This window comes from Klebsiella pneumoniae, from assembly GCF_000742135.1.
GTDB lineage: Bacteria > Pseudomonadota > Gammaproteobacteria > Enterobacterales > Enterobacteriaceae > Klebsiella > Klebsiella pneumoniae.
The window spans coordinates 2547973-2569724 of record NZ_KN046818.1; the positions used below are offsets into that span (position 1 = coordinate 2547973).

21 protein-coding genes are annotated in these 21752 nt (G+C 58.4%); 9 read left to right on the top strand and 12 right to left on the bottom strand.

Annotated features, from left to right (window positions below):
- Window positions 1-73 precede the first annotated feature (73 nt).
- Window positions 74-970 carry a DMT family transporter gene (locus DR88_RS13390; RefSeq protein WP_004180146.1) on the top strand — a complete coding sequence of 299 codons (897 nt, stop codon included), beginning with the start codon at window positions 74-76 and terminating at the stop codon, window positions 968-970.
- Window positions 971-1016: 46 nt separating this feature from the next.
- Here DR88_RS13390 and DR88_RS13385 read toward each other — a convergent pair whose 3' ends face one another.
- The 3 genes from DR88_RS13385 to tehA all read right to left on the bottom strand — a co-directional run bounded on the left by DR88_RS13385 (window position 1017) and on the right by tehA (window position 3543).
- Window positions 1017-1685, bottom strand: coding sequence for a DUF3313 domain-containing protein (locus DR88_RS13385; RefSeq protein WP_004184252.1), 669 nt, complete (start codon window positions 1683-1685; stop codon window positions 1017-1019).
- A 260-nt stretch (window positions 1686-1945) separates the two neighbouring features.
- On the bottom strand, window positions 1946-2542 hold the full coding sequence (gene tehB, locus DR88_RS13380; protein WP_002907481.1) for a tellurite resistance methyltransferase TehB: 597 nt from the start codon (window positions 2540-2542) through the stop codon (window positions 1946-1948).
- Window positions 2539-3543, bottom strand: a complete 1005-nt coding sequence (tehA, locus tag DR88_RS13375; protein WP_002907483.1) for a dicarboxylate transporter/tellurite-resistance protein TehA — start codon at window positions 3541-3543, stop codon at window positions 2539-2541. Before tehA ends, tehB begins: the two co-directional genes overlap by 4 nt.
- A gap of 111 nt (window positions 3544-3654) precedes the next feature.
- Between tehA and ydcK the strand changes: the two genes are divergently transcribed.
- Entirely contained in the window at window positions 3655-4635 is a 981-nt protein-coding gene (gene ydcK / locus DR88_RS13370; RefSeq protein ID WP_004148564.1) for a YdcK family protein, read from the top strand.
- Here the strand turns inward: ydcK and rimL are convergent.
- Window positions 4621-5199 carry a 50S ribosomal protein L7/L12-serine acetyltransferase gene (gene rimL, locus DR88_RS13365; protein WP_002907487.1) on the bottom strand — a complete coding sequence of 193 codons (579 nt, stop codon included), beginning with the start codon at window positions 5197-5199 and terminating at the stop codon, window positions 4621-4623. The two genes, ydcK and rimL, sit on opposite strands and share 15 nt — an antisense overlap.
- Window positions 5200-5252: 53 nt before the next feature.
- On the bottom strand, window positions 5253-6908 hold the full coding sequence (locus tag DR88_RS13360) for a glucan biosynthesis protein D (RefSeq protein WP_002907489.1): 1656 nt from the start codon (window positions 6906-6908) through the stop codon (window positions 5253-5255).
- Between the two features lie 437 nt (window positions 6909-7345).
- On the opposite strand from DR88_RS13360, the gene DR88_RS13355 reads away from it, so the two are divergent.
- Window positions 7346-8434, top strand: coding sequence for an NAD(P)-dependent alcohol dehydrogenase (locus tag DR88_RS13355; protein ID WP_002907491.1), 1089 nt, complete (start codon window positions 7346-7348; stop codon window positions 8432-8434).
- Window positions 8435-8480: 46 nt separating this feature from the next.
- Here DR88_RS13355 and DR88_RS13350 read toward each other — a convergent pair whose 3' ends face one another.
- Together DR88_RS13350 and hglS are read right to left on the bottom strand one after the other, a co-directional pair.
- The gene (locus DR88_RS13350; RefSeq protein WP_004148566.1) at window positions 8481-9992 is read right to left on the bottom strand and encodes a carboxylesterase/lipase family protein; all 1512 of its coding nucleotides are present in this window, start codon (window positions 9990-9992) and stop codon (window positions 8481-8483) included.
- A 41-nt stretch (window positions 9993-10033) separates the two neighbouring features.
- Window positions 10034-11377, bottom strand: a complete 1344-nt coding sequence (hglS, locus tag DR88_RS13345; protein WP_004148567.1) for a 2-oxoadipate dioxygenase/decarboxylase HglS — start codon at window positions 11375-11377, stop codon at window positions 10034-10036.
- Between the two features lie 239 nt (window positions 11378-11616).
- Here hglS and pcaH point away from each other — a divergent pair, with 239 nt between their 5' ends.
- From pcaH to DR88_RS13325, 4 genes are all read left to right on the top strand, one after another.
- On the top strand, window positions 11617-12357 hold the full coding sequence (gene pcaH / locus DR88_RS13340) for a protocatechuate 3,4-dioxygenase subunit beta (RefSeq protein ID WP_016946516.1): 741 nt from the start codon (window positions 11617-11619) through the stop codon (window positions 12355-12357).
- Window positions 12354-12974 carry a protocatechuate 3,4-dioxygenase subunit alpha gene (gene pcaG, locus DR88_RS13335; protein ID WP_025862146.1) on the top strand — a complete coding sequence of 207 codons (621 nt, stop codon included), beginning with the start codon at window positions 12354-12356 and terminating at the stop codon, window positions 12972-12974. Before pcaH ends, pcaG begins: the two co-directional genes overlap by 4 nt.
- Window positions 12975-13151: 177 nt before the next feature.
- Window positions 13152-14075, top strand: coding sequence for a LysR substrate-binding domain-containing protein (locus DR88_RS13330; protein WP_004143800.1), 924 nt, complete (start codon window positions 13152-13154; stop codon window positions 14073-14075).
- A gap of 299 nt (window positions 14076-14374) precedes the next feature.
- Window positions 14375-16747 carry a membrane-bound PQQ-dependent dehydrogenase, glucose/quinate/shikimate family gene (locus tag DR88_RS13325; protein WP_004148570.1) on the top strand — a complete coding sequence of 791 codons (2373 nt, stop codon included), beginning with the start codon at window positions 14375-14377 and terminating at the stop codon, window positions 16745-16747.
- Window positions 16748-16815: 68 nt separating this feature from the next.
- On the opposite strand, the gene DR88_RS13320 is transcribed toward DR88_RS13325, so the two are convergent.
- The 3 genes from DR88_RS13320 to cybB all read right to left on the bottom strand — a co-directional run bounded on the left by DR88_RS13320 (window position 16816) and on the right by cybB (window position 18867).
- Entirely contained in the window at window positions 16816-17934 is a 1119-nt protein-coding gene (locus tag DR88_RS13320) for an S-(hydroxymethyl)glutathione dehydrogenase/class III alcohol dehydrogenase (RefSeq protein WP_025862147.1), read from the bottom strand.
- 24 nt (window positions 17935-17958) lie between these two features.
- Window positions 17959-18234, bottom strand: coding sequence for a metal/formaldehyde-sensitive transcriptional repressor (locus tag DR88_RS13315; RefSeq protein WP_002907563.1), 276 nt, complete (start codon window positions 18232-18234; stop codon window positions 17959-17961).
- Between the two features lie 105 nt (window positions 18235-18339).
- Window positions 18340-18867 carry a cytochrome b561 gene (gene cybB / locus DR88_RS13310; RefSeq protein WP_002907640.1) on the bottom strand — a complete coding sequence of 176 codons (528 nt, stop codon included), beginning with the start codon at window positions 18865-18867 and terminating at the stop codon, window positions 18340-18342.
- A gap of 259 nt (window positions 18868-19126) precedes the next feature.
- On the opposite strand from cybB, the gene DR88_RS13305 reads away from it, so the two are divergent.
- Complete coding sequence (locus DR88_RS13305; protein ID WP_004143806.1) at window positions 19127-19489, top strand: hypothetical protein; 363 nt, start codon at window positions 19127-19129, stop codon at window positions 19487-19489.
- 9 nt (window positions 19490-19498) lie between these two features.
- Here the strand turns inward: DR88_RS13305 and DR88_RS13300 are convergent, their stop codons facing one another.
- Together DR88_RS13300 and DR88_RS13295 are read right to left on the bottom strand one after the other, a co-directional pair.
- Window positions 19499-19684, bottom strand: a complete 186-nt coding sequence (locus DR88_RS13300) for a hypothetical protein (protein ID WP_002907644.1) — start codon at window positions 19682-19684, stop codon at window positions 19499-19501.
- Between the two features lie 243 nt (window positions 19685-19927).
- On the bottom strand, window positions 19928-20392 hold the full coding sequence (locus DR88_RS13295) for a winged helix-turn-helix transcriptional regulator (protein ID WP_004180158.1): 465 nt from the start codon (window positions 20390-20392) through the stop codon (window positions 19928-19930).
- 193 nt (window positions 20393-20585) lie between these two features.
- Between DR88_RS13295 and DR88_RS13290 the strand changes: the two genes are divergently transcribed.
- Window positions 20586-21734: an MFS transporter gene (locus DR88_RS13290; protein ID WP_025862148.1), complete on the top strand. Its 1149-nt coding sequence runs from the start codon at window positions 20586-20588 to the stop codon at window positions 21732-21734.
- The last annotated feature ends 18 nt before the right edge of the window (window positions 21735-21752 follow it).

Sequence of the window (21752 nt, forward strand, 5' to 3'; positions counted from 1 at the left end):
CAACAAACCGGTGAAAGCCGCAGCAGGCGGCAGCCGGCATACTCCTCCCATCAACAGGTAGAGGAGAACCAGGGTGAACGCATTACTCTATGCACTCGTTGTCGTGATCTGGGGTACAACGTGGATCGCGATTTTTTTACAACAGGGACCGGTGGCCGCGCCGGTATCGATTTTCTGGCGTTTCGCCGTAGCTAGCGTCACGATGCTGGCGATTCTGCTCGTCACACGACGCCTGCGGCCGCTGGGCGCGAAAGATCATCTCTGCTGCCTGCTGCAGGGCTGCTGCGTCTTCTGCTTTAATTTCTGGTGTTTTTATACCGCCGCCGCCTGGATCAATACCGGTCTGGAATCGGTGATCTTTTCGATGGCGGTACTGTTTAACGCCATCAACAGCTTTCTCTTTTTTCGCCAGCAGCCGCCGGGCCGCTTCTGGGCCGCCGCCGCGCTGGGTCTCGCCGGTATCGTCATCCTGTTCTGGGACGACCTGCTGGCCAACGGACTGAACGCCTCGCTGCTGTGGGGGATCGGGCTGAGCGCCCTGGGCACCTACGGTTTTTCGCTCGGCAATATGTTCAGTATTCGCCACCAGCGCCGCGGGCTGGAAACGCTGACCACCAACAGCTGGGCGATGCTCTACGGCACGCTGGTGATGGGGGCGATCGCTCTGCTGCGCGGCGATAACTTTATGCCAGAATGGACCGTCAGCTATCTGGGCGCCCTGCTTTACCTGGCGCTGTTCGGCTCGGTCATCGCCTTTGGCGCCTATTTCACTCTCGTGGGGCGCATCGGCGCCAGCAAAGCCGCCTACAGTACGCTGCTGTTTCCGCTGGTCGCCTTATCCATTTCCACCGTCTATGAAGGGTATGTCTGGCACAGCAGCGCCGTGATCGGGCTGGCGCTGATCCTGCTGGGTAACCTGGTGATGTTTGCCAAACCGGAACAGCTATTGCTGCGCCGAAGGCTGGCCTGAGGAGGCTGAAGAAAACCAGCGCCGTCGTCAGACGGCGCTGGCACGATTAACGCTGAGAGGGATCGAATTTAACGGCGTCGACCGCCATATCATCGATAACCTGCTTCAGGGTATCGACGGTCAGCGGTGTATTCTCATTCGCCAGGGTTTTGCCTTCCCCTTTACGTACGACCTTGATGACCGGCTTATTGGTGCTGGCGTCAATGACCTCCGCCTCAAAGTACAGATCGGTGTCCATGGTACGATGGCCGGTGGCGGCCTGGGTGCCGGCGACAATCATAGCGACCGGGATCACTTCATAGAACTGCAGCCCCTCTTTGCTGGAGTCCACCCCGGTGATCGCCCCGCGGAAGATGAGGCTGCGCTTGCCGGCGGTAGTGGCCAGCGGTTTACGCTCGGAAATAGCCTGTTTCAGCTCTTTGTTGGTGTAGTTAAGAATATCCTGCAGCGCCTTCTCCCCTACCTGGGTGGTCGGCTTCGGTACCGGATAGTAGGTCACCGGGTGATAAACGATATTGTCATAGTTGGCCGGATTGAAGTTCGGATCGATCCAGCGCAGCTCCGGCTTGCCGGAGGCAGAGGTCGTTTCTTTCAAACTGGAATAATCTTTTAAGAAGCCCGAATACTGATCCGGTTGCGCCACTTTCGCCGCGCAGCCGGTCAACGCCAATATTCCCGCCAGAGCGGCGACTTTCAGTAAAACGCGAGTACGCATAGAGAGATCCCTGTAAATGCAGTTTTTTTTCGGCAGACGTTATAGCAAATAGGACCCACTAGTTTTGTGACAAAAAAAGGGCTTCGTCAAGGAAGATTTATAAATATTGATGGCCTGAACATTACTTTAATAAATAATCACTTAAAAGGGGTATCGCGCGGTTTTCCAGGCTCATTTTCGCCGCAACGGGTCTCTGTCTTGCCCAGGCTCTGGCGGGGAATGCGGCGCGGGCCATGCTCAGCTTCCCACGCCGCGGCGAATCAGGCAGGCTTGCGCGCCAACAGGGTGGCGAAGCGCAATTTGATGCGATTGCCGTTGGCGTCGGTGCGATGCAGCTCGCCGACGTCCTCATTGTATTTCAGCAGCTCCCAGCCCTGGTAATAATCACGAAGCTCATCAGGTTTAAAGGCAAACGGGAAGCCGACGGTGCAGGGATAGTCTTCGGTATCCATCGCCGCCACAATCAGGTTATAGCCGCCGGCGGCGGTGCAGCGCTGCATATTGGCGATCAGGCCCGGGATGGTGTCAGGCTCGAGGAACATCATCACTACGGTGGAGAGGATCAGGTCATACTCGCCGTCAAAGCTCAGGCTGTTGAGGTCTTTCACCGCCGTTTGCAGATTATCCAGTCGCTCGGCGGCGCGAATACTTTCCAGATTGTTGACGCTCATCGGATTTTTATCCCACGCCGTCACCGCGAAGCCGTTCGCCGCCAGATAAAGGCTGTTACGCCCGTTGCCGCAGCCCAGATCCAGCGCCCGCCCCGGCGGCACAATCGTCGCGGCATGCAGCACCTCGGAATGGGTGCGGGTCAGGCTGTATTTTTGACTAAAATAATCCGCGTCACGCTTTGTCATGATCCTTCCTTCTTATTCAGGAGTGTTTCCCGGTCGACCTGGAGCAACAGTTTCCCGCTGACCAACAGCAACGCTGTACGCAGCAGCAGCAGGCCGACAACCAGATTGCTAAAAATAAATAGCGGCATCGCCAGATGATGAAAAAAGCCGTCTCCCCTGGCCTGGCCGAGATGCAGACCGGTGGTGGCCAGCGCGGAAATGCCGAACGAAAAGCTCCAGAAAGAAGCATTGAACGGCTGACGAAGATACCAGGGCATCAGACGGAGCATAAACAGCAGCTGCAGCAGGCCGTAACCAAACAGCAGCTTAGCGAAGGTATCGGCCTCCCCGCCGTTGACGCTGAGCCAGGCGCTGCAGGCCACCAGCGCAGGCGCCAGCTGGATCCCCAGCGAGGTGCGCAGCGGCGTCGGCAGCTCGCCTGCGCTGCGCAGACGCTGGAGGATCGCCGGCTCGAGGCTCAGCCAGGAGAAGACCCCGGCGCCGAGGAACACCAGTCCGGCATCGGAAAATCCCAGCGCGCCGCAGGCCATCGCGCTGATAAAATTATTGGCTACTGTCGGCAGATACAACCCCGGCGTGGTGGCCTCGCGAGGATGGTTCCCCCGCCATAGCCCACCGCTTTGCCAGGCGGCATAGGCGAGCTGCAGCGCCACGCCCGGCACAAACAGCCCGATCGCCAGCGGCCTGCACCAGGGAGCCAAACCAATCGCCACCAACAGCGTGGTGGCCGGAAACAGGCTGACGAAGCTGCTGCTCACCGGATGACGCATCTCCCGCAGCACGCTCGCCGGAAAGCGGATCGCCCGGCTGATAAACGCCATGCTGAGCAGGACCCACATCGCCATCGCCAGCGTCACCAGCCCATCACCAATGCTGCGGCTGACCGGCCAGAGGGTGCTGGCGTAACGCCAGGCGAAGCCCATTCCGATAGTGCCGAGCACCATGCCAAAATAACCCGCCGGCAGGTTTAGCACCTGCCGCGGCGTTTGCGTTTTATTCATTTTATTGATGATATCAATTTAATTTGAAGTTGCATTCTAAAGGAACCTTATCCCGCGCGCTATGGCGATCTTTGCTATGTTTATGTTAACCATAAGTAATAAGGATCGGCCATGCGTAAATACCGTCTCAGCGAACAGACCCGGCAGTATTGTTATGAGGAAGAGCATGGCAAACAAAGCGTCACCCTGCGCCAGATCGTGGCGCTTATTGATTTCGCTGACGTTAAAGCGGGCAGCGAAGGCGGCTGGGTGGATGAGGAATGCGCTCTCAGCCAGCAGGGGGAGTGCTGGATCTACGATGTCAACAGCGTGGTCTTCGCCGGGGCGCGCATCCGCGACGACGCCCGCTTAACCGGGTTCTGCGTGGTCAGCCATGAGGCCACCATCGGCGGACGGGCCTGCATTCACACCTCGCAGATCAGCCATCACGCGCAGATCAGTGACAACGTCACGGTTACGCAGAGCCAGGTGCGCGGTTATTGTCGCCTTGCCGACGAGGCGCGTCTTCTCCCCCACTGCCAGGTGATTGCCGCGCGCGGGTTAACCGCCGATCGCGACAAAGTCCTGCAGATCTATCAGCGAGCCACCGTCAGCGCCTCGCGCATTCTCCACCAGGCGCAAATCTACGGCGATGCCTTCGTTGAGCATGCGTTTGTCGAACATCGGGCGGAAGTGTTTGACCAGGCAAGACTTGAAGGGAACGAAGAAAACGACGTCTGGGTGTGCGATAACGCCCGGGTATACGGGAACGCGCGCCTGATCGCCGGTCGCGGAGAGGATGCCATTCCCACCGTACGCTACAGTTCGCAGGTGGCAGAGAATGCGGTGATTGAAGGCAACTGCCTGCTGAAGCATCGGGCGATGGTCGGCGGCGAGGCGCAGCTGCGAGGTGGTCCGATTCTGCTCGACGACGATGTGCTGATCCAGGGGCGGACAGTCATCATCGGCGATGTGATCGTTGAGCACCAGGTCTCCATCAATGACGAGGTGCAGATTGCCGCACAGGAGGGAGAGGCCATTCATCTGCGCGGCCCGAAAACGCTTGACGGCCAGCAGCACATCACCCGCACGCCGCTGTTAGGCGCGCTTTAATGCCTCATCGCGGTCAATAATGCGGGCGTAGATATTCTGATCGTCATAGCTACCGTTCAGATACTCGGCTTGTCGGAGACAGCCTTCCAGAACAAACCCGTTGCGCAACGCTACCTGGTTGCTGCGGGTGTTCGCCACCCGGCATTTGATCACAAACCGGCGCACCAGCCCGCTGGCGGCATAATGGCGGATAAAGGCCTGTAATGAACGGGAAAGCAGCCCTTGCCCCTGGTGCTCTTCATCGATCCAGTAGCCAATATAGGCCGTTTTATTCTGCGGCTCGATCTGATTGAACGACAGGACCCCGACTAGCTGCTTATCGAGAAACAGCAAAAACATTTTGGCGTAATCCCGCTGATGCAGCATCACGTTGCCCTGCACATGGCGGCGGGTCTCGTCTTCGCTGCGCACCTCGGCGGGCCAACTGAGCGACTGCTGTAGCCAGCGCTGGTTTTTGACCACCAGCTGGTGCAGGTCGCTAACGTAGCGCTCATCAATGGCGATTAGCGTCAGCGCGTCGGTTACCGGGATCGACTCAGGTACTGCTGGGATATCTGCGGTCATAGCGCTCTCTTCTGGCCCGCAGGGACTGCCTGCGGGCGTCGGGTGACTCAGGGTTATTTCATGATCCGATCGTCAACGTAGTTTCGTTTATCTGCTGCCGGCGGGAAATACTGATAGAGCCAGGTTTCGCTGATGGCTTCTCCCTGACAGCGCAGGAACAGACGCATCTCCACCGGGTCGGTTGAGTCGGTGGTCGGATACCAGTCGAAAAGGATCCGGTAGCCATCGAACGGCTCGACGTAGAGGATCTCAATCTGCTTCGCTTCCCCGCTGGAGAGGGTGATCACCGGTTCAATACCGCGCGGCGCGGCCGCCTTCAAATCGCCGCCGACAAAGTCGATGGCAAAACGACGCGCCCACTTATCCGGGTAGTGTTCACCCGGCGCCCATCCCTCGGGGAAGCCCCCCATCCCGGTGCGGGTGGCCAGAACGCGCGCCAGCGGAGTGCTCACCGGCGGCTGCGCGCTCCAGTAAAGACGGTAGCGGAAGTCCAGTTCGTCGCCCGCTTTCACCGCCTTTTCCGGCTGCCAGAAGCAGACGATATTATCCAGCGTTTCGCCGGTAGTTGGGATCTCCATCAGGCTGACCGCCCCTTTGCCCCACTGGTTACGCGGCTCAACCCACAGGCTGGGACGCTTGTTATACCAGCCCATCACATCCTGGTAGTGGGAGAAATCACGGTCCAGCTGCAACAGACCAAAGCCGCGCGGGTTCTTGTCCTGGAAGGCATTGAACTGCAGCTTCTGCGGGTTATTCAGCGGCCGGCAGACCCATTCCCCGTTGCCCAACCACATTGACAGCCGATCGGAGTCGTGGATTTGCGGATGGATGGTGTCGCACATCCGCCGCTCATTATTGCCGCAGCTGAACATACTGGTCATCGGCGCGATACCCAGCTGTTTGATATCCTTGCGGGCGTAAAGGTGGTTTTCCACGTCCATGATAACCTGGGTATCCTGGCAGTGGATGGTGAACTTGTAGGCGCCAGTGATGCTCGGGCTGTCCAGCAGCGCGTAAACGGTAAACACCGTGGCGTCCCCTTTGACCGTTTCGAACCAGAACGACGTAAAGTCGGGAAACTCTTCCGGGGTATCGGTAAAGGTATCCACCGCCAGACCGCGGGCCGACAAGCCATACTGATAGGTGCTGTCTACCGCGCGGAAGTAGCTGGCGCCGAGGAACGCCACGATATCGCGGCGCGCCAGCTCCGGCGCTTTAAACACCCGGAACCCGGCGAAGCCGAGGTCAGACTGTCCTTCCAGCTGACGGGTATCCACACCGGCGTCATTGTACTTAAACAGCTCCGGACGGAAGTGGATCTCGCGCGCCTGCTGGGTGCTGGCGTCTAAAGAGAACATCCGCACGCGGCGACGGAACCCCATCCCGACGTGGAAAAACTGGATGTCCAGCTTACGCTCTTCAATATTGTTCCACAGCGAGTGGTTGGCATCGTACTGGATGCTGTTATAGGCCTGCGGGGTGAGATTGGCGAGCGTCGGCGGCAGATCGCGCGGGGCGCCGCCCCATGGCTGGCGCGCCAGATCGTGAGCCATCGCCTGCAGAACAGCATAATCAAAACGACGCGTTTGCCCGTCGGCAATGCCCGCGTCTTCGGCAAAAGCGGCCTGACTGAATAAGGAAGCGACTCCTGACGTTCCGCATACGGCGGCAACAGCCATGGAAGATTTAAGAAAACGTCTGCGGTTCATGCCTGAGAAAGCGTCCTTCTGCACGGGTGAATTGATTCGCAACGCGTCATCACGCTGCGTGATAATTTCCGCCCACTCTAAACAAAAACGATTAATAATCCAATTGTTGCCAGCAGAAAAAAGGTAAAAAAGCCCTGTCCAGAGGAACAGCCTGTTTTTTTCATTTCCTCTGACGTGTAGCCTGGGCATACACGCTGCCTGCCGCTTTTTACCCCTGACTATTCAAGGGAAATCTATTCTCCAGTGCTGAATATTCACCCCATGTATCGCTCCTCGCCGCGCGCGTTTTTTCGGCACGATTCGCGCAAATTTCCATCGCGCCTGGTGCTAACTTTTCCCCGATAACCGCTATCTTTCTTCACGTTAGCGGCCAACAGGGGAGAGCCGTTCGGGCTGTCCCGCCACGCTCTCCAGGGAATTCATTCAGGAGTCATGCCATGCAAGTGAAAGCAGCCGTCACGCTGGGCTACCAGCAGCCTTTTGTCATCAAAGACGTCGAGGTCGCCCCGCCGGGGAAGGACGAGATATTAGTGAAAATTGTCGCCACCGGCGTCTGCCATACCGACGCCGTGATGCGCGACAACCCCGGGGTGGTGCCTATGCCGGCGATCCTCGGCCATGAAGGCGCCGGGATCGTTGCCAGCGTCGGCGAGGCGGTTAGCGGCATCAGAGTAGGAGACCACGTGGTGCTCAGCTACGCCGCCTGCCACCACTGCGAAAATTGTTTAAGCAACCACCCTTCGGCTTGCGAAGATTTTAATACGCTTAATTTTGGCGGCCGACGCGAGGATGGCACCACCCCCTACCGGCTGGGAGACCAGGATCTGTCCCTGTTCTTTGGCCAGTCGTCTTTCAGCCAGTATGTGGTCACCCGCGCCAGCAACGCGGTCGTGGTCGACCCGGAGGTTGATCTCACCCTGCTCGGCCCGCTGGGCTGCGGTATCCAGACCGGTAGCGGGACGGTGCTCAACCGCCTGAAACCGGTGGTCGGCGAATCGCTGGTGGTGTTTGGCTGCGGCGCGGTGGGGCTCAGCGCCATCATGGCAGCGAAATTAACCGGCTGTTCACAGATTATCGCGGTGGATATCCATGCCAGCCGCCTCGCCCTGGCGGGCGAACTGGGCGCCACCCATCAGATCAACGGCAAGGAACAGGATGCCGTCGCCGTGATTAAACAAATCACCGGTAAAGGCGCCCACTACGCGGTGGAAACGACCGGCGTCTCCGCTATCGTTCTGCAGGCCGTACACGCGGTGAAACCGCTGGGAACGGTGGCGATTGTAGGCTTTACCGGAGATATCACCCTTAACGTGCAGAACGACCTGATGGCGGAGGGAAAATCGCTGGTCGGGGTGATTGAAGGCGACGCCGTGCCGGCGCTGTTTATTCCGCTGTTGGTGCAACTCTATAAACAGGGAAAATTCCCTATCGATAAGCTTATCGCCCGCTATCCGTTGGCCGATATCAACCAGGCCTTCGCCGATTCGGCGTCCGGCAAGGTGATCAAGCCGGTGGTGGTCATGTGAGATAACGTCGCCACCGGTCGGTGGCGACAGTTGCGCATTATGGGATTTATTCCAGCGTCACGTGATGCTTCATCACCCGGCGAAACAGCGCCAGTCTGGCGCGCATAAAGCGGTTCTCCACTTTAAACCCGGCGCGCTTATGCAAGCCAATGCGCAACAGGCGATCCCGCCCGCGCAGGCACGCCGGCCAGCGCACCGCGCCGGAAAGCGTCTGCTCGCCGCTGGCGAGGCGGGCAAACTGCGTCCAGTAGTCAGCGACCTGAGCGGCGAAGGCCAGATCCGCTTCGCTGGCGTACTGCCGCACCGGGTCGGTCAACCGCAGGTTATCAAACACGTAGGGCACCTCGTTGCCATGCCAGGCCCCATGCGGGTAGGCGTCATGCTCCGCTTCCGCGACATAATCAAACCAGTAGCGCCAGCACGGCTGACCCACGCGCTGTTGCGCCTGCATCACTACATAACCAAGGGTGGTGAAGGCCATGTCGCGGCATACTTCCCGCCCCAGCGCTTCATCGCCCTTCACGCCGGGATAGAGGAGTTTGATCAGCCCCAGCCCCAGACGGCGCTCTCGGCGCAGCTTCTGGATCTGCCCGGCAATATCGACGCCGAACACGGCCATCACGCTGGCTTCATCGCTATTGGAGCCGATCATCACCGGTATCGGATGCTGGCGGCCGGCAAAGAAGGTCTCCAGCATCTGCTGCGGCAGCACCGCGTCTCCGGCAATAGGCGCTGGCCCGGTATTCAGCGGCGCGGTGAGCGACCAGAAGGCCTCCGCGGGGATCGCCCGCAATTCCTCAGCGCTGGCTTGCGGTAAGGCGAAGTGTTCCGCCAGCAGGCGCCCTTTGTCCAGCGCTTTTTCCCGCGGCAGATCGGGTAGCGTATACCCGCTCTGAATAATCGCTTTATGAAACAGCCCTTTCGCTTTCGGGGAGGCCATTAGCGACAGCACGCTGCGCGCCCCGGCGGATTCGCCAAACAGCGTGACGTTGGCGGCATCCCCGCCGAAGGCGTGGATATTCTCCTGAACCCACTGCAGAGCGGCAATCTGATCGAGCAACGCGAAATTATAGAGACGTTCGCCCGCCTCTTCTTCCAGCGCCGGATGGGCGAAAAAACCGAGATGGCCCAGCCGGTAGTTAACTGTCACCACCACCACGTCGCGGCTGGCAAGCGCTTTGCCATCGTAAGGCGGCAGGCTGCCGGCGCCGATGGTAAACCCGCCGCCGTGCAGCCAGACCATCACCGGCAGCGGCTGCGGCTGCGCTGCGCTGGCCGGGGCCCAGACGTTGAGATATAAGCAGTCTTCGCTGAAGGCGCCAGGATCGCCGCCGCCGAGCTCGCGGCAGTAGTCAATGTCCTGCCAGCTGGCGGCGGAAAAGGTCTCGGCTGGACGTACCCCCTGCCAGCGGGCGGCTGGCTGCGGCGCGCGCCAGCGCAGCGGGCCCACGGGCGGCGCGGCGTACGGAATGCCGCGCCAGATATGAATCCCCTGTTCTGCGCTCCCGGCCAGCGTTCCCTGACGGGTTTTCGCCAACGGTTTCGACGGATGTTGCATAACCTGCTCCCTGTAAGGCTGATGCCAGCAGGGTACTGATTTTACAGCAGACCGCAACGTCGTTTGCTGCGCTCCTCCGCCTGTCGGTATAGTTCAAACTCATCCTGCACCGGGCAGCCCAGAGCTGCCTCAAACGCCTCGCGACTGGCGTTCCCGTGGCTGCGCGCCTGGGTTTCGTTGCCCAGATTGGACTGAAAAATGCCCGCCGCGCTGACCGGTAAAAAATCTTCATAAATAATCGGCTGGGCGACCACCCACCCGCGCTCAATCAGCGGCTGCGGATCGTCGCCCGGGCGAAACGCCTGGCGATGTGCCTCACCCGTGGGCGTCAGGCGGTAGCGAAACCAGGCCAGCCCCTGCTGACGGAGCAGAAATTCGCTGTCGGGAAATTCGCTAAACACCTCCTGTAGATGCTGCTGGTGGCTGAGATTGTCTTTCCCGGTTCCTGCCGCCTGCAGCAGCCGATCGTACAGCGCGCGCCCTTTCGGCGTCAGCGCCACGCCCCGCTGCTCAATTTCGCCAAAGCGGGCGCTATGGGTGCCTCGGTGTTCTCCGGCGAACATCACCGGCTCCTCAAGCGCCTTAAAGCTGGTCTGCCGCAGGAGGATCGGGACCTCCCGGCGCGGTGGCCCTTCAATCAACGCTTTGGGTTCAATACCGCACTCCGGCATCAGGGACTGGACGCGGTCAATATCCAGCGTCCGCGGCGTGAGATGGTTGATATGACACCCCGGGAAACAGACCACATCGGCAATCAGGCGGTGCTCGCGATGCAGAGCATGGTAAGTCTCCTCATCGACGGTGGCTTGCCGGTGCCAGCGGAACGTCTCCAGCGCCTCCTGGACAAACTCGCGCGCGTCGGCAGAGGTGAATTCGCCCTCTGCTTCATACTGCGCAATCAGCGCCAGGCAGCGGGGGGTGAAGATTTTGCGCCGCGCGAGGATCGCCTCGGCCCGCTCGCGCAGGGCGCGATTTTCAATCAGCTCCAGGCGCAGCAGCGAGGTGAAAATCCGAAATGGATTGCGCGCCAGCGCGGCATCGTCGATGGGACGAAACGCCGTGGAGTGGACCGGCACGCCGGCCTGCGAGAGATCGTAATAGCTAACGGGATACATTCCCATGATGGCAAACATGCGACGGAGCGTCGCCAGTTCTTCCGCTGTGCCCACGCGAATCGCGCCGTGGCGCTCCACGTTTAAGCGCGCCAGCTCGTCAGCGTTAGCGAGCTGTTCATGCAGCTGCGGATTATTTTCCAGTACCGCCAGGTTGACGTCAGCCACCAGATCCAGCAGCGTTCCGTACTGCGGAACTTCCTGCTGGTACATGGCCGACATGGCCTGCGAAAAGTGCTCCCGAATCTCATCAGCCGTGATGGTGTTCGCCATGATGTGTTACCTCCAGTGAATACTTCCTGGAGTGTAGGAAAGCTGCCTCGCGGCGGGGGGAAGAATTTACAAACTGTGATGGCGATAACCTGCCGCCGGCCCAGGTCATTGCGCAAAACATAACCCATAGTTATGAAAAACACCCGGTAATTTCACTTTAAATTAACAATGCATTTACACACACTGCTTCTGGCGACATTACAACAATATGCCCCTCTACCGTCTACACGGAGTACCCTATGAACGACAAATGGTCCCCACGTGAGGTTGTCCATCGCGATTACAGTAGCCACCCGCCCGCTTACGCGCCGGGCTATAAAACCAGCGTCCTGCGCTCGCCAAAAAACGCCCTCATCTCTCTGCAGAACTCGCTGTCAGAGATCACCGGCCCGGTATTTAGCCGCGACGACCTCGGCCCTCTGGATAATGACCTAATCCTGAACTATGCCAAAGAAGGCCTGCCGATCGGCGAGCGGATCATCGTCCACGGTTACGTGCGCGATGGATTCGGCCGACCGATGAAAAATACGCTGGTGGAAGTCTGGCAAGCCAATGCTGGCGGTCGCTACCGGCATAAAAAAGATCAGTATCTGGCGCCGATTGACCCGAACTTTGGCGGCTGCGGCCGGGTGCTTACCGATGAAAACGGCTATTACTGTTTTCGCACCATCAAACCTGGCCCCTACCCCTGGCGCAACCAGGCCAGCGACTGGCGTCCGGCGCATATCCATTTTTCTCTCTCAGGCGACGCCTGGGCCCAGCGCCTGATCACCCAGATGTATTTTGAAGGCGACCCGCTGATTAAGCAGTGCCCGATCGTCAGGACTATTAATAATGACGACGCCGTGCGCACGCTGATCGCCGAGCTGGACGTGCACGCCGCCGTACCGCTGGATTGTCTGGCCTACCGCTTCGACCTTGTTCTGCGCGGCCACCGCGCCACGCTGTTTGAAAATCGCACTCAGGGGGCCGCCCGATGAAAGAGTATCTGCCTGAAACCGCCTCGCAGACGGCGGGACCCTATGTTCATATCGGCCTGGCGCCGGACGCCGCAGGCTTTCATATTTTTGAGAAAAATTTTGGCCCGGTCCTTGCTACCGCCGATACCGCCGGGGAGCGCATCACCATTGAAGGCCGGGTTATCGACGGCTCCGGGACGCCGGTCCGCGATGTGCTGCTGGAGATCTGGCAGGCCAACGCCGCGGGTCGCTATAACCATCCTGACGATCGTCAACAGCAGAAAGCCGTCGACCCGGCCTTCCGCGGCTGGGGGCGTACCTGCTCTGATTTCACCTCCGGCATTTGGCGCTTTGAAACCATCAAGCCGGGCCCGGTGGTCGGTCGCGATGGCCGGCTGATGGCGCCGCACGTCAACCTGTGGGTGGTGGCGCGGGGGATCAATATTGGCCTGAATACGCGGATGTACTTTGCCGATGAACACGAGGCTAACGCCAGCGACCCGGTGCTGAATCTCATCGAGTGGGAGGTGAGACGCAAAACCTTAATCGCCGAGCGCGAGGTTCGCGGTACGGAAGTGGTCTATCGTTTTGACATTCATCTGCAGGGCGAGAACGAAACCGTCTTTTTCGATATTTAGCCGTCGCGGTGACCACCACCTTCGCCCCGTTTCTGCGGGGCGAAGGCGTTTTCAACCACAGGGAAAGATCTTGTCATGTAACCAACTCAAATGTTAATAATATTTTGCTATCTGGTTATCAAATTTAAACAAGTTCGCTTGTCTCTTTCACCGCTGTGTTTTTAACATCATCTTACTATGGAAAAAAATGGTCTCTTCAGTCAGCGCATTCGCTTGCGCCATCTACACACCTTCGTGGCCGTCGCTCAACAGGGAACGCTGGGGCGCGCGGCTGAAACATTAAATCTGAGCCAGCCAGCACTCTCGAAAACGCTTAACGAGCTAGAACAGCTGACCGGTACCCGGCTGTTCGAGCGGGGTCGTCTTGGGGCGCAGCTAACCCTGGTCGGCGAACAGTTTCTGACGCATGCCGTTAAGGTGCTTGACGCCCTTAATTCGGCCGGCCAGGCGCTGAACCGCAAAGAGGGCCTGAATAACGATATCGTGCGCATCGGCGCGCTGCCCACCGCCGCGCTGGGGATCCTACCGACGGTGATCGGCCAGTTTCACAAGCAGCAAAAAGATATCACGCTGCAGGTCGCCACTATGAACAACACCATGCTGCTCGCCGGCTTAAAATCCGGGGAGATCGACATCGGCATTGGACGTATGTCCGACCCGGAGCTGATGAGCGGGCTGCATTACGAACTGTTGTTCCTTGAATCCCTGAAGCTGGTGGTTCGCCCGGGACATCCTCTGCTTCAGGAGACGGTGACCCTTAGTCGGGTGATGGAGTGGCCGGTGGTGGTCTCACCTAAAGGCACCGTGCCGCGGCAAAACGCCGAAGCGCTGCTCCAGAGCCAGGGCTGTAAGATGCCCGCCGGCTGCATCGAGACCCTTTCCGCCTCCCTGTCGCGCCAGCTGACGGTGGATTTTGACTATGTCTGGTTTGTCCCTTCCGGGGCGGTAAAAGACGATCTTCGCCGTGGCGTGCTAACCGCCCTGCCGATCGCCACCCAGGGCGCCGGAGAGCCCATCGGCATTTTAACCCGCGTCGATGCGACACTGACCCCGGGTACGCAGACGCTGCTCAGCGCTATCCGTAAGTCCATGCCTGCCTGACCCCCTTTCTCCCCGGCCCGCAGCGGCCGGGGAACCTGCAAACGCGCCGACGCCGCTCCCCATGACGTTAGACATATTCGGCAAAATAATCATTTAGTGCGAAATTATTTATTAACATTTGCGCAAACTTCTTTAACAGATCTATCATGTCTCGATTTCACCAAATGGTTCACTCGAAATCTAATCAAGCAACAAATACAGTTTTATGAAGGTTAAAACCACTTCATTCAAAAATGATTCAAAAGCAACATGTTTCATTTGGTTCGCAGTGAGGTGGCTGGTGTGGTTAAGGAGATTACATGGCAACTGGCAACGCGCCGCGCGGATTCCCCCGGATCCTGCAGTGGCTTCTCGCCGGACTGATGCTCATCATCGGTCTGGCTGTGGGTATTCTTGGGGCAAAACTGGCCCTCGTCGGCGGTACACTGTACTTCGCGCTGATGGGCGTGGTCATGGTCATCGCGGCGGTGTTGATTTTCCGCAACCGCCGCGGCGGTATTCTGTTATACGCCGTGGCGTTTATCGCCTCGGTGATCTGGGCGATTAGTGACGCTGGCTGGAACTACTGGCCGCTCTTCTCGCGCCTGTTTGCGCTCGGCGTACTGGCCTTCCTGGCCGCCCTGGTCTGGCCTTTCCTCGCCAGCCCACCGGCGAAAAAAGGCCCGGCCTATGGCGTCGCCGCCGTTCTCGCCGTGGCGCTGGCGGTGAGCTTTGGCTGGATGTTCAAATCCGCACCGCTGGTCAGCGCGACTGAAGCGGTACCAGTCAAGCCCGTCGCGCCAGGCGAACAGCAGAAAAACTGGGCGCACTGGGGCAACACCACCCACGGCGACCGTTTCGCCGCCCTCGACCAAATCAACAAACAAAACGTCAACCAGCTGCAGGTTGCCTGGGTAGCGCATACTGGCGATATCCCACAGAGCAACGGCTCGGGCGCAGAAGATCAGAACACCCCGCTGCAGATTGGCGATACTCTCTATGTCTGTACCCCTTACAGTAAAGTGCTGGCGCTGGATGTGGACAGCGGAAAAGAGAAATGGCGCTATGACTCCAAATCCTCTTCACCCAACTGGCAGCGCTGCCGCGGCTTAGGGTATTACGAAGATAGCCAGGCGCAAACCGCGCCAGCGTCAGGCACGCAGCCGGCCGCCTGTTCCCGTCGTCTGTTCCTGCCGACCATCGACGCCCGCCTGATCGCCATTGATGCCGATACCGGCAAACTGTGCGAAAACTTCGGCGATGGCGGTATTGTCGACCTCAGCGTCGGCATGGGTGAAGTGAAAGCGGGTTACTATCAGCAGACCTCCACCCCGCTGGTGGCGGGCAATGTGGTGGTGGTGGGCGGCCGCGTCGCGGATAACTACTCCACTGGCGAACCGCCGGGCGTGGTCCGCGCGTTTGATGTCCACACCGGCAAACTGGCATGGGCGTGGGATCCGGGCAATCCAGCGCTGACCGGTGTTCCGCCGGAAGGCCAGACCTACACGCGCGGTACGCCAAACGTCTGGTCGGCGATGTCCTACGACGCGAAGCTGAATCTGATCTATCTGCCCACCGGCAACGCCACGCCAGATTTCTTTGGCGGCGAACGTACCGCGCTGGACGATAAATACAGCTCCTCTATCGTGGCTGTGGATGCCACCACCGGCCAGGTGCGCTGGCACTTCCAGACCACACACCACGATCTGTGGGACTTTGACCTGCCTTCTCAGCCGCTGCTGTACGATCTGCCTGACGGCAAGGGCGGCACCACCCCGGTGCTGGTGCAGACCAGCAAGCAGGGCATGATCTTTATGCTCAACCGCGAGACCGGCGAGCCGGTGGCCAAAGTGGAAGAGCGTCCGGTGCCGGCGGGCAACGTCAAAGGTGAACGCTACTCGCCGACGCAACCTTACTCGGTAGGGATGCCGATGATCGGCAACCAGACGTTGACCGAGTCCGATATGTGGGGAGCGACACCGATCGACCTGCTGCTGTGCCGTATTCAGTTCAAAGAGATGCGCCATCAGGGCGTCTTTACCCCGCCAGGTGAAGACCGTTCCCTGCAGTTCCCGGGCTCGCTCGGCGGCATGAACTGGGGCAGTGTTTCGCTGGATCCAAACAACAGCCTGATGTTTGTCAACGATATGCGTCTGGGCCTGGCCAACTATATGGTGCCGCGCGCGAAGGTGGCGAAAGACGCCAGCGGGATCGAGATGGGCATCGTGCCGATGGAAGGCACGCCGTTTGGCGCGATGCGCGAACGTTTCCTGTCGCCGCTGGGCATTCCGTGCCAGAAGCCGCCGTTCGGCACCATGTCCGCGGTGGATCTGAAAACCGGGAAACTGGTGTGGCAGGTGCCGGTTGGCACCGTAGAAGACACCGGGCCGCTGGGCATACGTATGCACATGCCAATTCCAATCGGCATGCCGACCCTTGGCGCATCGCTGGCAACGCAGTCCGGACTGCTGTTCTTCGCCGGCACCCAGGATTTCTACCTGCGCGCCTTTGATACCGCGAACGGCAAAGAGATCTGGAAATCGCGTCTGCCGGTCGGCAGCCAGTCCGGCCCGATGACCTACGTCTCACCGAAAACCGGTAAGCAGTACATCATTATCAATGCCGGCGGCGCCCGCCAGTCACCGGTTCGCGGCGATTACATCATCGCCTACGCGCTCCCAGACCATCACTGATCGACATACACAAAAGGGCCCATCCGGGCCCTTTTTTATGGGTGACGATTCGCCTTCAGCGTCGGCGATTACTGGTCGCCAAAGTGGATCACGGTGCGAATCGATTTACCTTCATGCATCAGATCAAAGGCCTCGTTAATCTGCTCCAGCGGCAGGCGATGGGTAATAAACGGATCGAGGCGAATTTTACCCGCCATGGCGTCTTCCACCATGCCCGGCAGCTGACTGCGCCCTTTTACGCCGCCGAAGGCGGAACCGCGCCACACGCGGCCGGTCACCAGCTGGAACGGACGGGTCTTGATCTCCTGCCCGGCGCCGGCTACACCGATGATCACGCTCTCACCCCAGCCTTTATGGCAGCACTCCAGCGCCGCGCGCATCACATTTACATTGCCGATGCACTCGAAGCTGAAATCCACCCCGCCGTCGGTCAGCTCAACAATCACATCCTGAATCGGCTTATCGTAGTCGTTCGGATTGATAAAATCGGTCGCGCCCATCTCTTTAGCAAGAGTGAATTTATCCGGGTTGGTATCAACCGCCAGAATGCGCCCGGCCTGCGCCTGCACCGCGCCCTGGATCACCGCCAGACCAATGCCGCCCAGACCAAAGACCGCGACGCTATCCCCGGCCTTGACCTTCGCCGTGTTATGCACCGCGCCGATACCGGTGGTTACGCCGCAGCCCAGCAGGCACACTTTATCCAAAGGCGCCTGCGGATTGACTTTCGCCAGCGAAATCTCGGCGCAAACCGTATATTCGCTGAAAGTGCTGGTGCCCATATAGTGATAGATCGGTTCGCCATTGTACGAGAAACGAGTGGTGCCGTCCGGCATCAGTCCTTTACCCTGGGTGGCACGCACCGCCTGACAGAGGTTGGTTTTACCCGACTTACAGAATTTGCACTCGCCACATTCGGCGGTATACAGCGGAATGACGTGATCGCCCGGCTTAAGGCTGGTGACGCCCTCGCCTACTTCCACGACAATCCCGCCGCCCTCATGGCCCAGCACCGCCAGGAAGACACCTTCCGGATCGTCACCGGAGAGGGTGAAGGCATCGGTATGACACACCCCGGTGTGGGTGATTTTCACCAGAACTTCGCCTTTTTTCGGCGGCGCGACGTCAATCTCAACGATTTTTAACGGCTGACCGGGGCCGAAGGCCACTGCTGCGCGTGATTTCATAACTGTCTCTTCCTCGTCGTGATGTTATTTTAAATAGGATCGTAGCAGATGACCGACCTCTGCCATTCTCGCGGCCCGCTGCTCAGGGGTGGTGTCGCCGCTGACCAGCTCGTCCTGCAGGTGGATCTCCACCATTTCGCCCATCAGGCCGTTCGCCGCCCCGCGAATCGAGGCGATCTGCTGCAGAATAGTCATACAGGGCTCGCCGGACTCCAGCGCGCGCTCAAGGGCTTCGACCTGGCCGCGGATGCGTCTTACGCGGCTGAGCGCCCGTTTTTTATCTTCAGGTGAATGTGGCACGATTACGCCTCCGTATCATATAGGGGGGTATACTATATTCTATTAACGGTGAAGGCAAAAAAAAACCCCGTCGCGGGACGGGGTCAGGAAGTGAAAGAGGATGATTTAGCGCTTACGAGGCATCATTCGCAGCAGAGTATTATCCTTCCACCAGTAATGATGGAGCAGCGCGGCGAGAGCATGCAGGCCAATCACAAAGTACCCGGCATTGGCCAACCATTCATGGATCGCCTTCAGGGTATCCACCCGCTCAAAATCGCTCTGCGGGGCATACGGCATGGTCAGACCAAAGGCATACCAGGGGTTACCGCGCCAGTACATCATCACCATGCCGATCAACGGCAAGGCAATGAACAGCAAATAGATCGCCAGGTGACCAAGATGGGCGAAACCGGTCATCATCGGCGATGGTTTCGGTACGATCGGCGGCGCCGGCGATTTCAGCCGCACCAGCAGACGCGCCACCATCAGCACGAAAATGGTGATCCCGCAGGAAACATGCACCATATTAATCAATGGCCGTTCACTGCGGGGAAAAAACCCGCGCAGCTCCATCGCCGCATAGGCTACTACTACCAGCAAAAAAACCAGCCAGTGAATCCCAATCTGCAGGCCGGAATATTTATCGCGCATGGCATATCCTTTATGGAAAGTATGATGCTGCCAACATAGCGGCGTTCCCTTAAATTTTCATTAACCTTTACGTAGAATTAACAATTGATTACCGCTTTCTGCCGAGCCGCTATGCCACGCTTAACGCACGCTCTTTCCTGGCCGAACGACAAACCGTCCACCGGTCATTACAAAATTACACAGTTTTGTTACTTACCGCGCTACTGCCGCCGCTATAGTACAGAATGTCTGGCAGACCACACGGCCCTGGGAGATAAGAATGAAGGAAATCGGCTTACCGTTATTGCTACTGACCGCGCTGGCCAGTCCGGCTTTTGCTGCAGACTGTCAGCCAAACGGCATTGGCGGCTCTTTTTGCATTAACGATGACGGTACGACTACCGACACGGTGCCTAACGAAGTCAACGGCATGGATACGTACTCGAATAATGGCGGCTATACCAGTTCCCTGCCCGATCGGTCAGGGGCGGATGAAGCACTGGAAGGTTCATCGCTGTCGACGCAGCAAGGCGTCGGCAGCGGACAGAGCGACAGTGCGCTGGCGGGTCGCGACTGGCATTCGCCCGCCAATCTGAATGATGGCGCCGCCACCTCCAGTATGAGCCTGCTGGATAAACCCTGAGGCCAGCGGCTAAGCGAGACTCCAGCCTGCGGCGCCGATGGCGAGGGCGAAAAGCAGGCAGGCCAGCGCCGTCTTGCGTAACAGCATGGTATAGAATGAAATTGCGACGCCAATGAATACCACCAGCAGAATCGGCCACATGCTTAATAACAACAGCAGAAAACCCTCAATATTGTTATGGATTACGCTCTCCACATCCGCATCCTTGCCTCATCGTCGATAAAGTAAGCAGAATTTAATATGTAACATGAATACATTCAAATAAAATATAATTGTAAATGGTTATGCACCGCCTCCTGCGGTTGGCGGTGGGTCACTTTCACGCGTCCGGAGCTTTGGCATCAGAAGCAGTTCGCAAAAAAACACGTCAGGATTGTTCCATGACCCTTTAGCGGTACGCTCGTATTCTCGCTGGTATCCTGCAAATTCTTCACGCCATTATTCGGCGCGGGTATCGGACACAATGCGCCGGCGATGACAGTCGCCTGGTTGCAGTTTATCCCCCTGAGCGGAACGCACATCCAGATACTGAAGGGGCTGGCCGTGCGCGTTATCCAGCAGGACCGAATAGGTTTCCCCTTGCTCAAACATATAACGCTCTCCCCATTGCCGCAGCGCCACAACAATGGGAAACACGGAGCGCCCCTTTTCAGTCAGGACATATTCCTTGTATGCGCTGCCATCCGATGCCGGTAAAATCTCGAAAATACCGATATCAACCAGATGCTTCAGCCGCGAGGCAAGGATATTTTTGGCCAGCCCCAAATTTTTTTGAAACTCGCTGAATCTCCGCACATCGTCAAATGCTTCGCGGATAATCATCAGGCACCAGCGTTCACCAATTGATTCCAACGTTCTCGCCACCGGACATTCACTGGTTCTAAGTGATTCCTGCTTTGCCATCTGCGCGCTCCTTATCAATTTATCTACTGATCTAGCTTAATCCTCACCTTTACCAGTTGCAAAAAAAAACCAGCAAGGCTAATTCTATAGGTACACTAGTTTTAAAAAGCAACCAGACAGAGGATCTCTTATGAAATGTAAGGCAAGTAGATGTACCGGCCAAAGGATCCAAACTGCGTCAGTCCCTGACACGATGCTGACCACAGGGATAACGGCGTTGTTTTCACTAACCTGCGCGCTGGCAGTAGCCAATGTTTATTCAGCACAGCCTTTACTCGACTCGATGGCGGTCAGCCTGAAGGTGTCGCCAGGCATGATTGGCAGCGTCATCACCGCTACGCAGGCGGGCTATGCCATTGGCCTGCTGTTCCTGGTTCCGCTCGGGGACTGGTTGAACCGTAAATACGTGGTGATGAGTCAACTGTTGCTTTCAGTAGCGGCGTTAGTCGCGGCAGGGTTATCCCCCAATATAGCAACTCTGCTTGGCGCCATGCTGATCGTCGGCCTGATGGCCGTTGTGGTGCAGGTGCTGGTGGCCTGGGTGGCAATACTGGCGACGCCGCAGAAACGAGGCCAGGCGGTGGGTACCCTGACCAGCGGCATTGTTTCAGGCATCCTGTTATCTCGGTTTATCTCAGGCGCGATAGCCGATATCGCCGGCTGGCGAGCCGTGTATCTCACGGCTGCCTGTCTGATGTTGATGATTGCCGGGATCGTCTGGAAAATCATGCCTTCGCCCCCGCAGCAGCCGCAAAAGCCGACTTACCTTTCCTTATTGAAGTCCGTGTTTCAGCTGTACCTCACCGAGCCGCAACTGAGAAAGCGCGGGATCCTGGCGCTATTTATCTTCGCCGCTTTCAGCATGCTATGGACGACCATGGTCATGCCGCTCACCGCCCTTTCCCTCTCGCACACCCAGACGGGGATGTTTGGCTTAGCCGGCTTCGCTGGCATGCTGGCCGCCGCCAGAGCGGGCAAGTGGGCTGACCAGGGATGGGCTCAGCGCACTACCGGCCTGGCGCTGGCGCTGCTGACCATCTCATGGCTTCCTATCGGCTATGCCGAAACCTCTCTGCTTTGGCTGATAGCTGGCGTCATTGCGCTGGACTTTGCGGTACAGGCCGTTCATGTCTCCAGCCAGAGCCTGATCATTGCCGCCAGGCCTGCAGCGGCAAGCCGCCTGGTTGGGGCTTACATGTGTTTTTATTCGCTGGGCAGCGCGGCAGGGGCTATCGTTGCCACACAGCTTTATTCCCACTGGGGATGGCAGGCGGTCTGCCTTGCGGGCGCCGCGGTCAGCGCGTGTGCATTTCTGATCTGGTCAGGATCGCGTCAATCATGATATTCGTTCTGCGTTTTA

Coding starts and splice junctions, on each gene's coding strand:
- DR88_RS13385 (WP_004184252.1), bottom strand. CDS start 1,685: ATGCGTACTCGCGTTTTACTGAAAGTCGCCGCTCTGGCGGGAATATTG.
- tehB (WP_002907481.1), bottom strand. CDS start 2,542: ATGACAAAGCGTGACGCGGATTATTTTAGTCAAAAATACAGCCTGACC.
- tehA (WP_002907483.1), bottom strand. CDS start 3,543: ATGAATAAAACGCAAACGCCGCGGCAGGTGCTAAACCTGCCGGCGGGT.
- ydcK (WP_004148564.1), top strand. CDS start 3,655: ATGCGTAAATACCGTCTCAGCGAACAGACCCGGCAGTATTGTTATGAG.
- rimL (WP_002907487.1), bottom strand. CDS start 5,199: ATGACCGCAGATATCCCAGCAGTACCTGAGTCGATCCCGGTAACCGAC.
- DR88_RS13360 (WP_002907489.1), bottom strand. CDS start 6,908: ATGAACCGCAGACGTTTTCTTAAATCTTCCATGGCTGTTGCCGCCGTA.
- DR88_RS13355 (WP_002907491.1), top strand. CDS start 7,346: ATGCAAGTGAAAGCAGCCGTCACGCTGGGCTACCAGCAGCCTTTTGTC.
- DR88_RS13350 (WP_004148566.1), bottom strand. CDS start 9,992: ATGCAACATCCGTCGAAACCGTTGGCGAAAACCCGTCAGGGAACGCTG.
- hglS (WP_004148567.1), bottom strand. CDS start 11,377: ATGGCGAACACCATCACGGCTGATGAGATTCGGGAGCACTTTTCGCAG.
- pcaH (WP_016946516.1), top strand. CDS start 11,617: ATGAACGACAAATGGTCCCCACGTGAGGTTGTCCATCGCGATTACAGT.
- pcaG (WP_025862146.1), top strand. CDS start 12,354: ATGAAAGAGTATCTGCCTGAAACCGCCTCGCAGACGGCGGGACCCTAT.
- DR88_RS13330 (WP_004143800.1), top strand. CDS start 13,152: ATGGAAAAAAATGGTCTCTTCAGTCAGCGCATTCGCTTGCGCCATCTA.
- DR88_RS13325 (WP_004148570.1), top strand. CDS start 14,375: ATGGCAACTGGCAACGCGCCGCGCGGATTCCCCCGGATCCTGCAGTGG.
- DR88_RS13320 (WP_025862147.1), bottom strand. CDS start 17,934: ATGAAATCACGCGCAGCAGTGGCCTTCGGCCCCGGTCAGCCGTTAAAA.
- cybB (WP_002907640.1), bottom strand. CDS start 18,867: ATGCGCGATAAATATTCCGGCCTGCAGATTGGGATTCACTGGCTGGTT.
- DR88_RS13305 (WP_004143806.1), top strand. CDS start 19,127: ATGAAGGAAATCGGCTTACCGTTATTGCTACTGACCGCGCTGGCCAGT.
- DR88_RS13295 (WP_004180158.1), bottom strand. CDS start 20,392: ATGGCAAAGCAGGAATCACTTAGAACCAGTGAATGTCCGGTGGCGAGA.
- DR88_RS13290 (WP_025862148.1), top strand. CDS start 20,586: ATGCTGACCACAGGGATAACGGCGTTGTTTTCACTAACCTGCGCGCTG.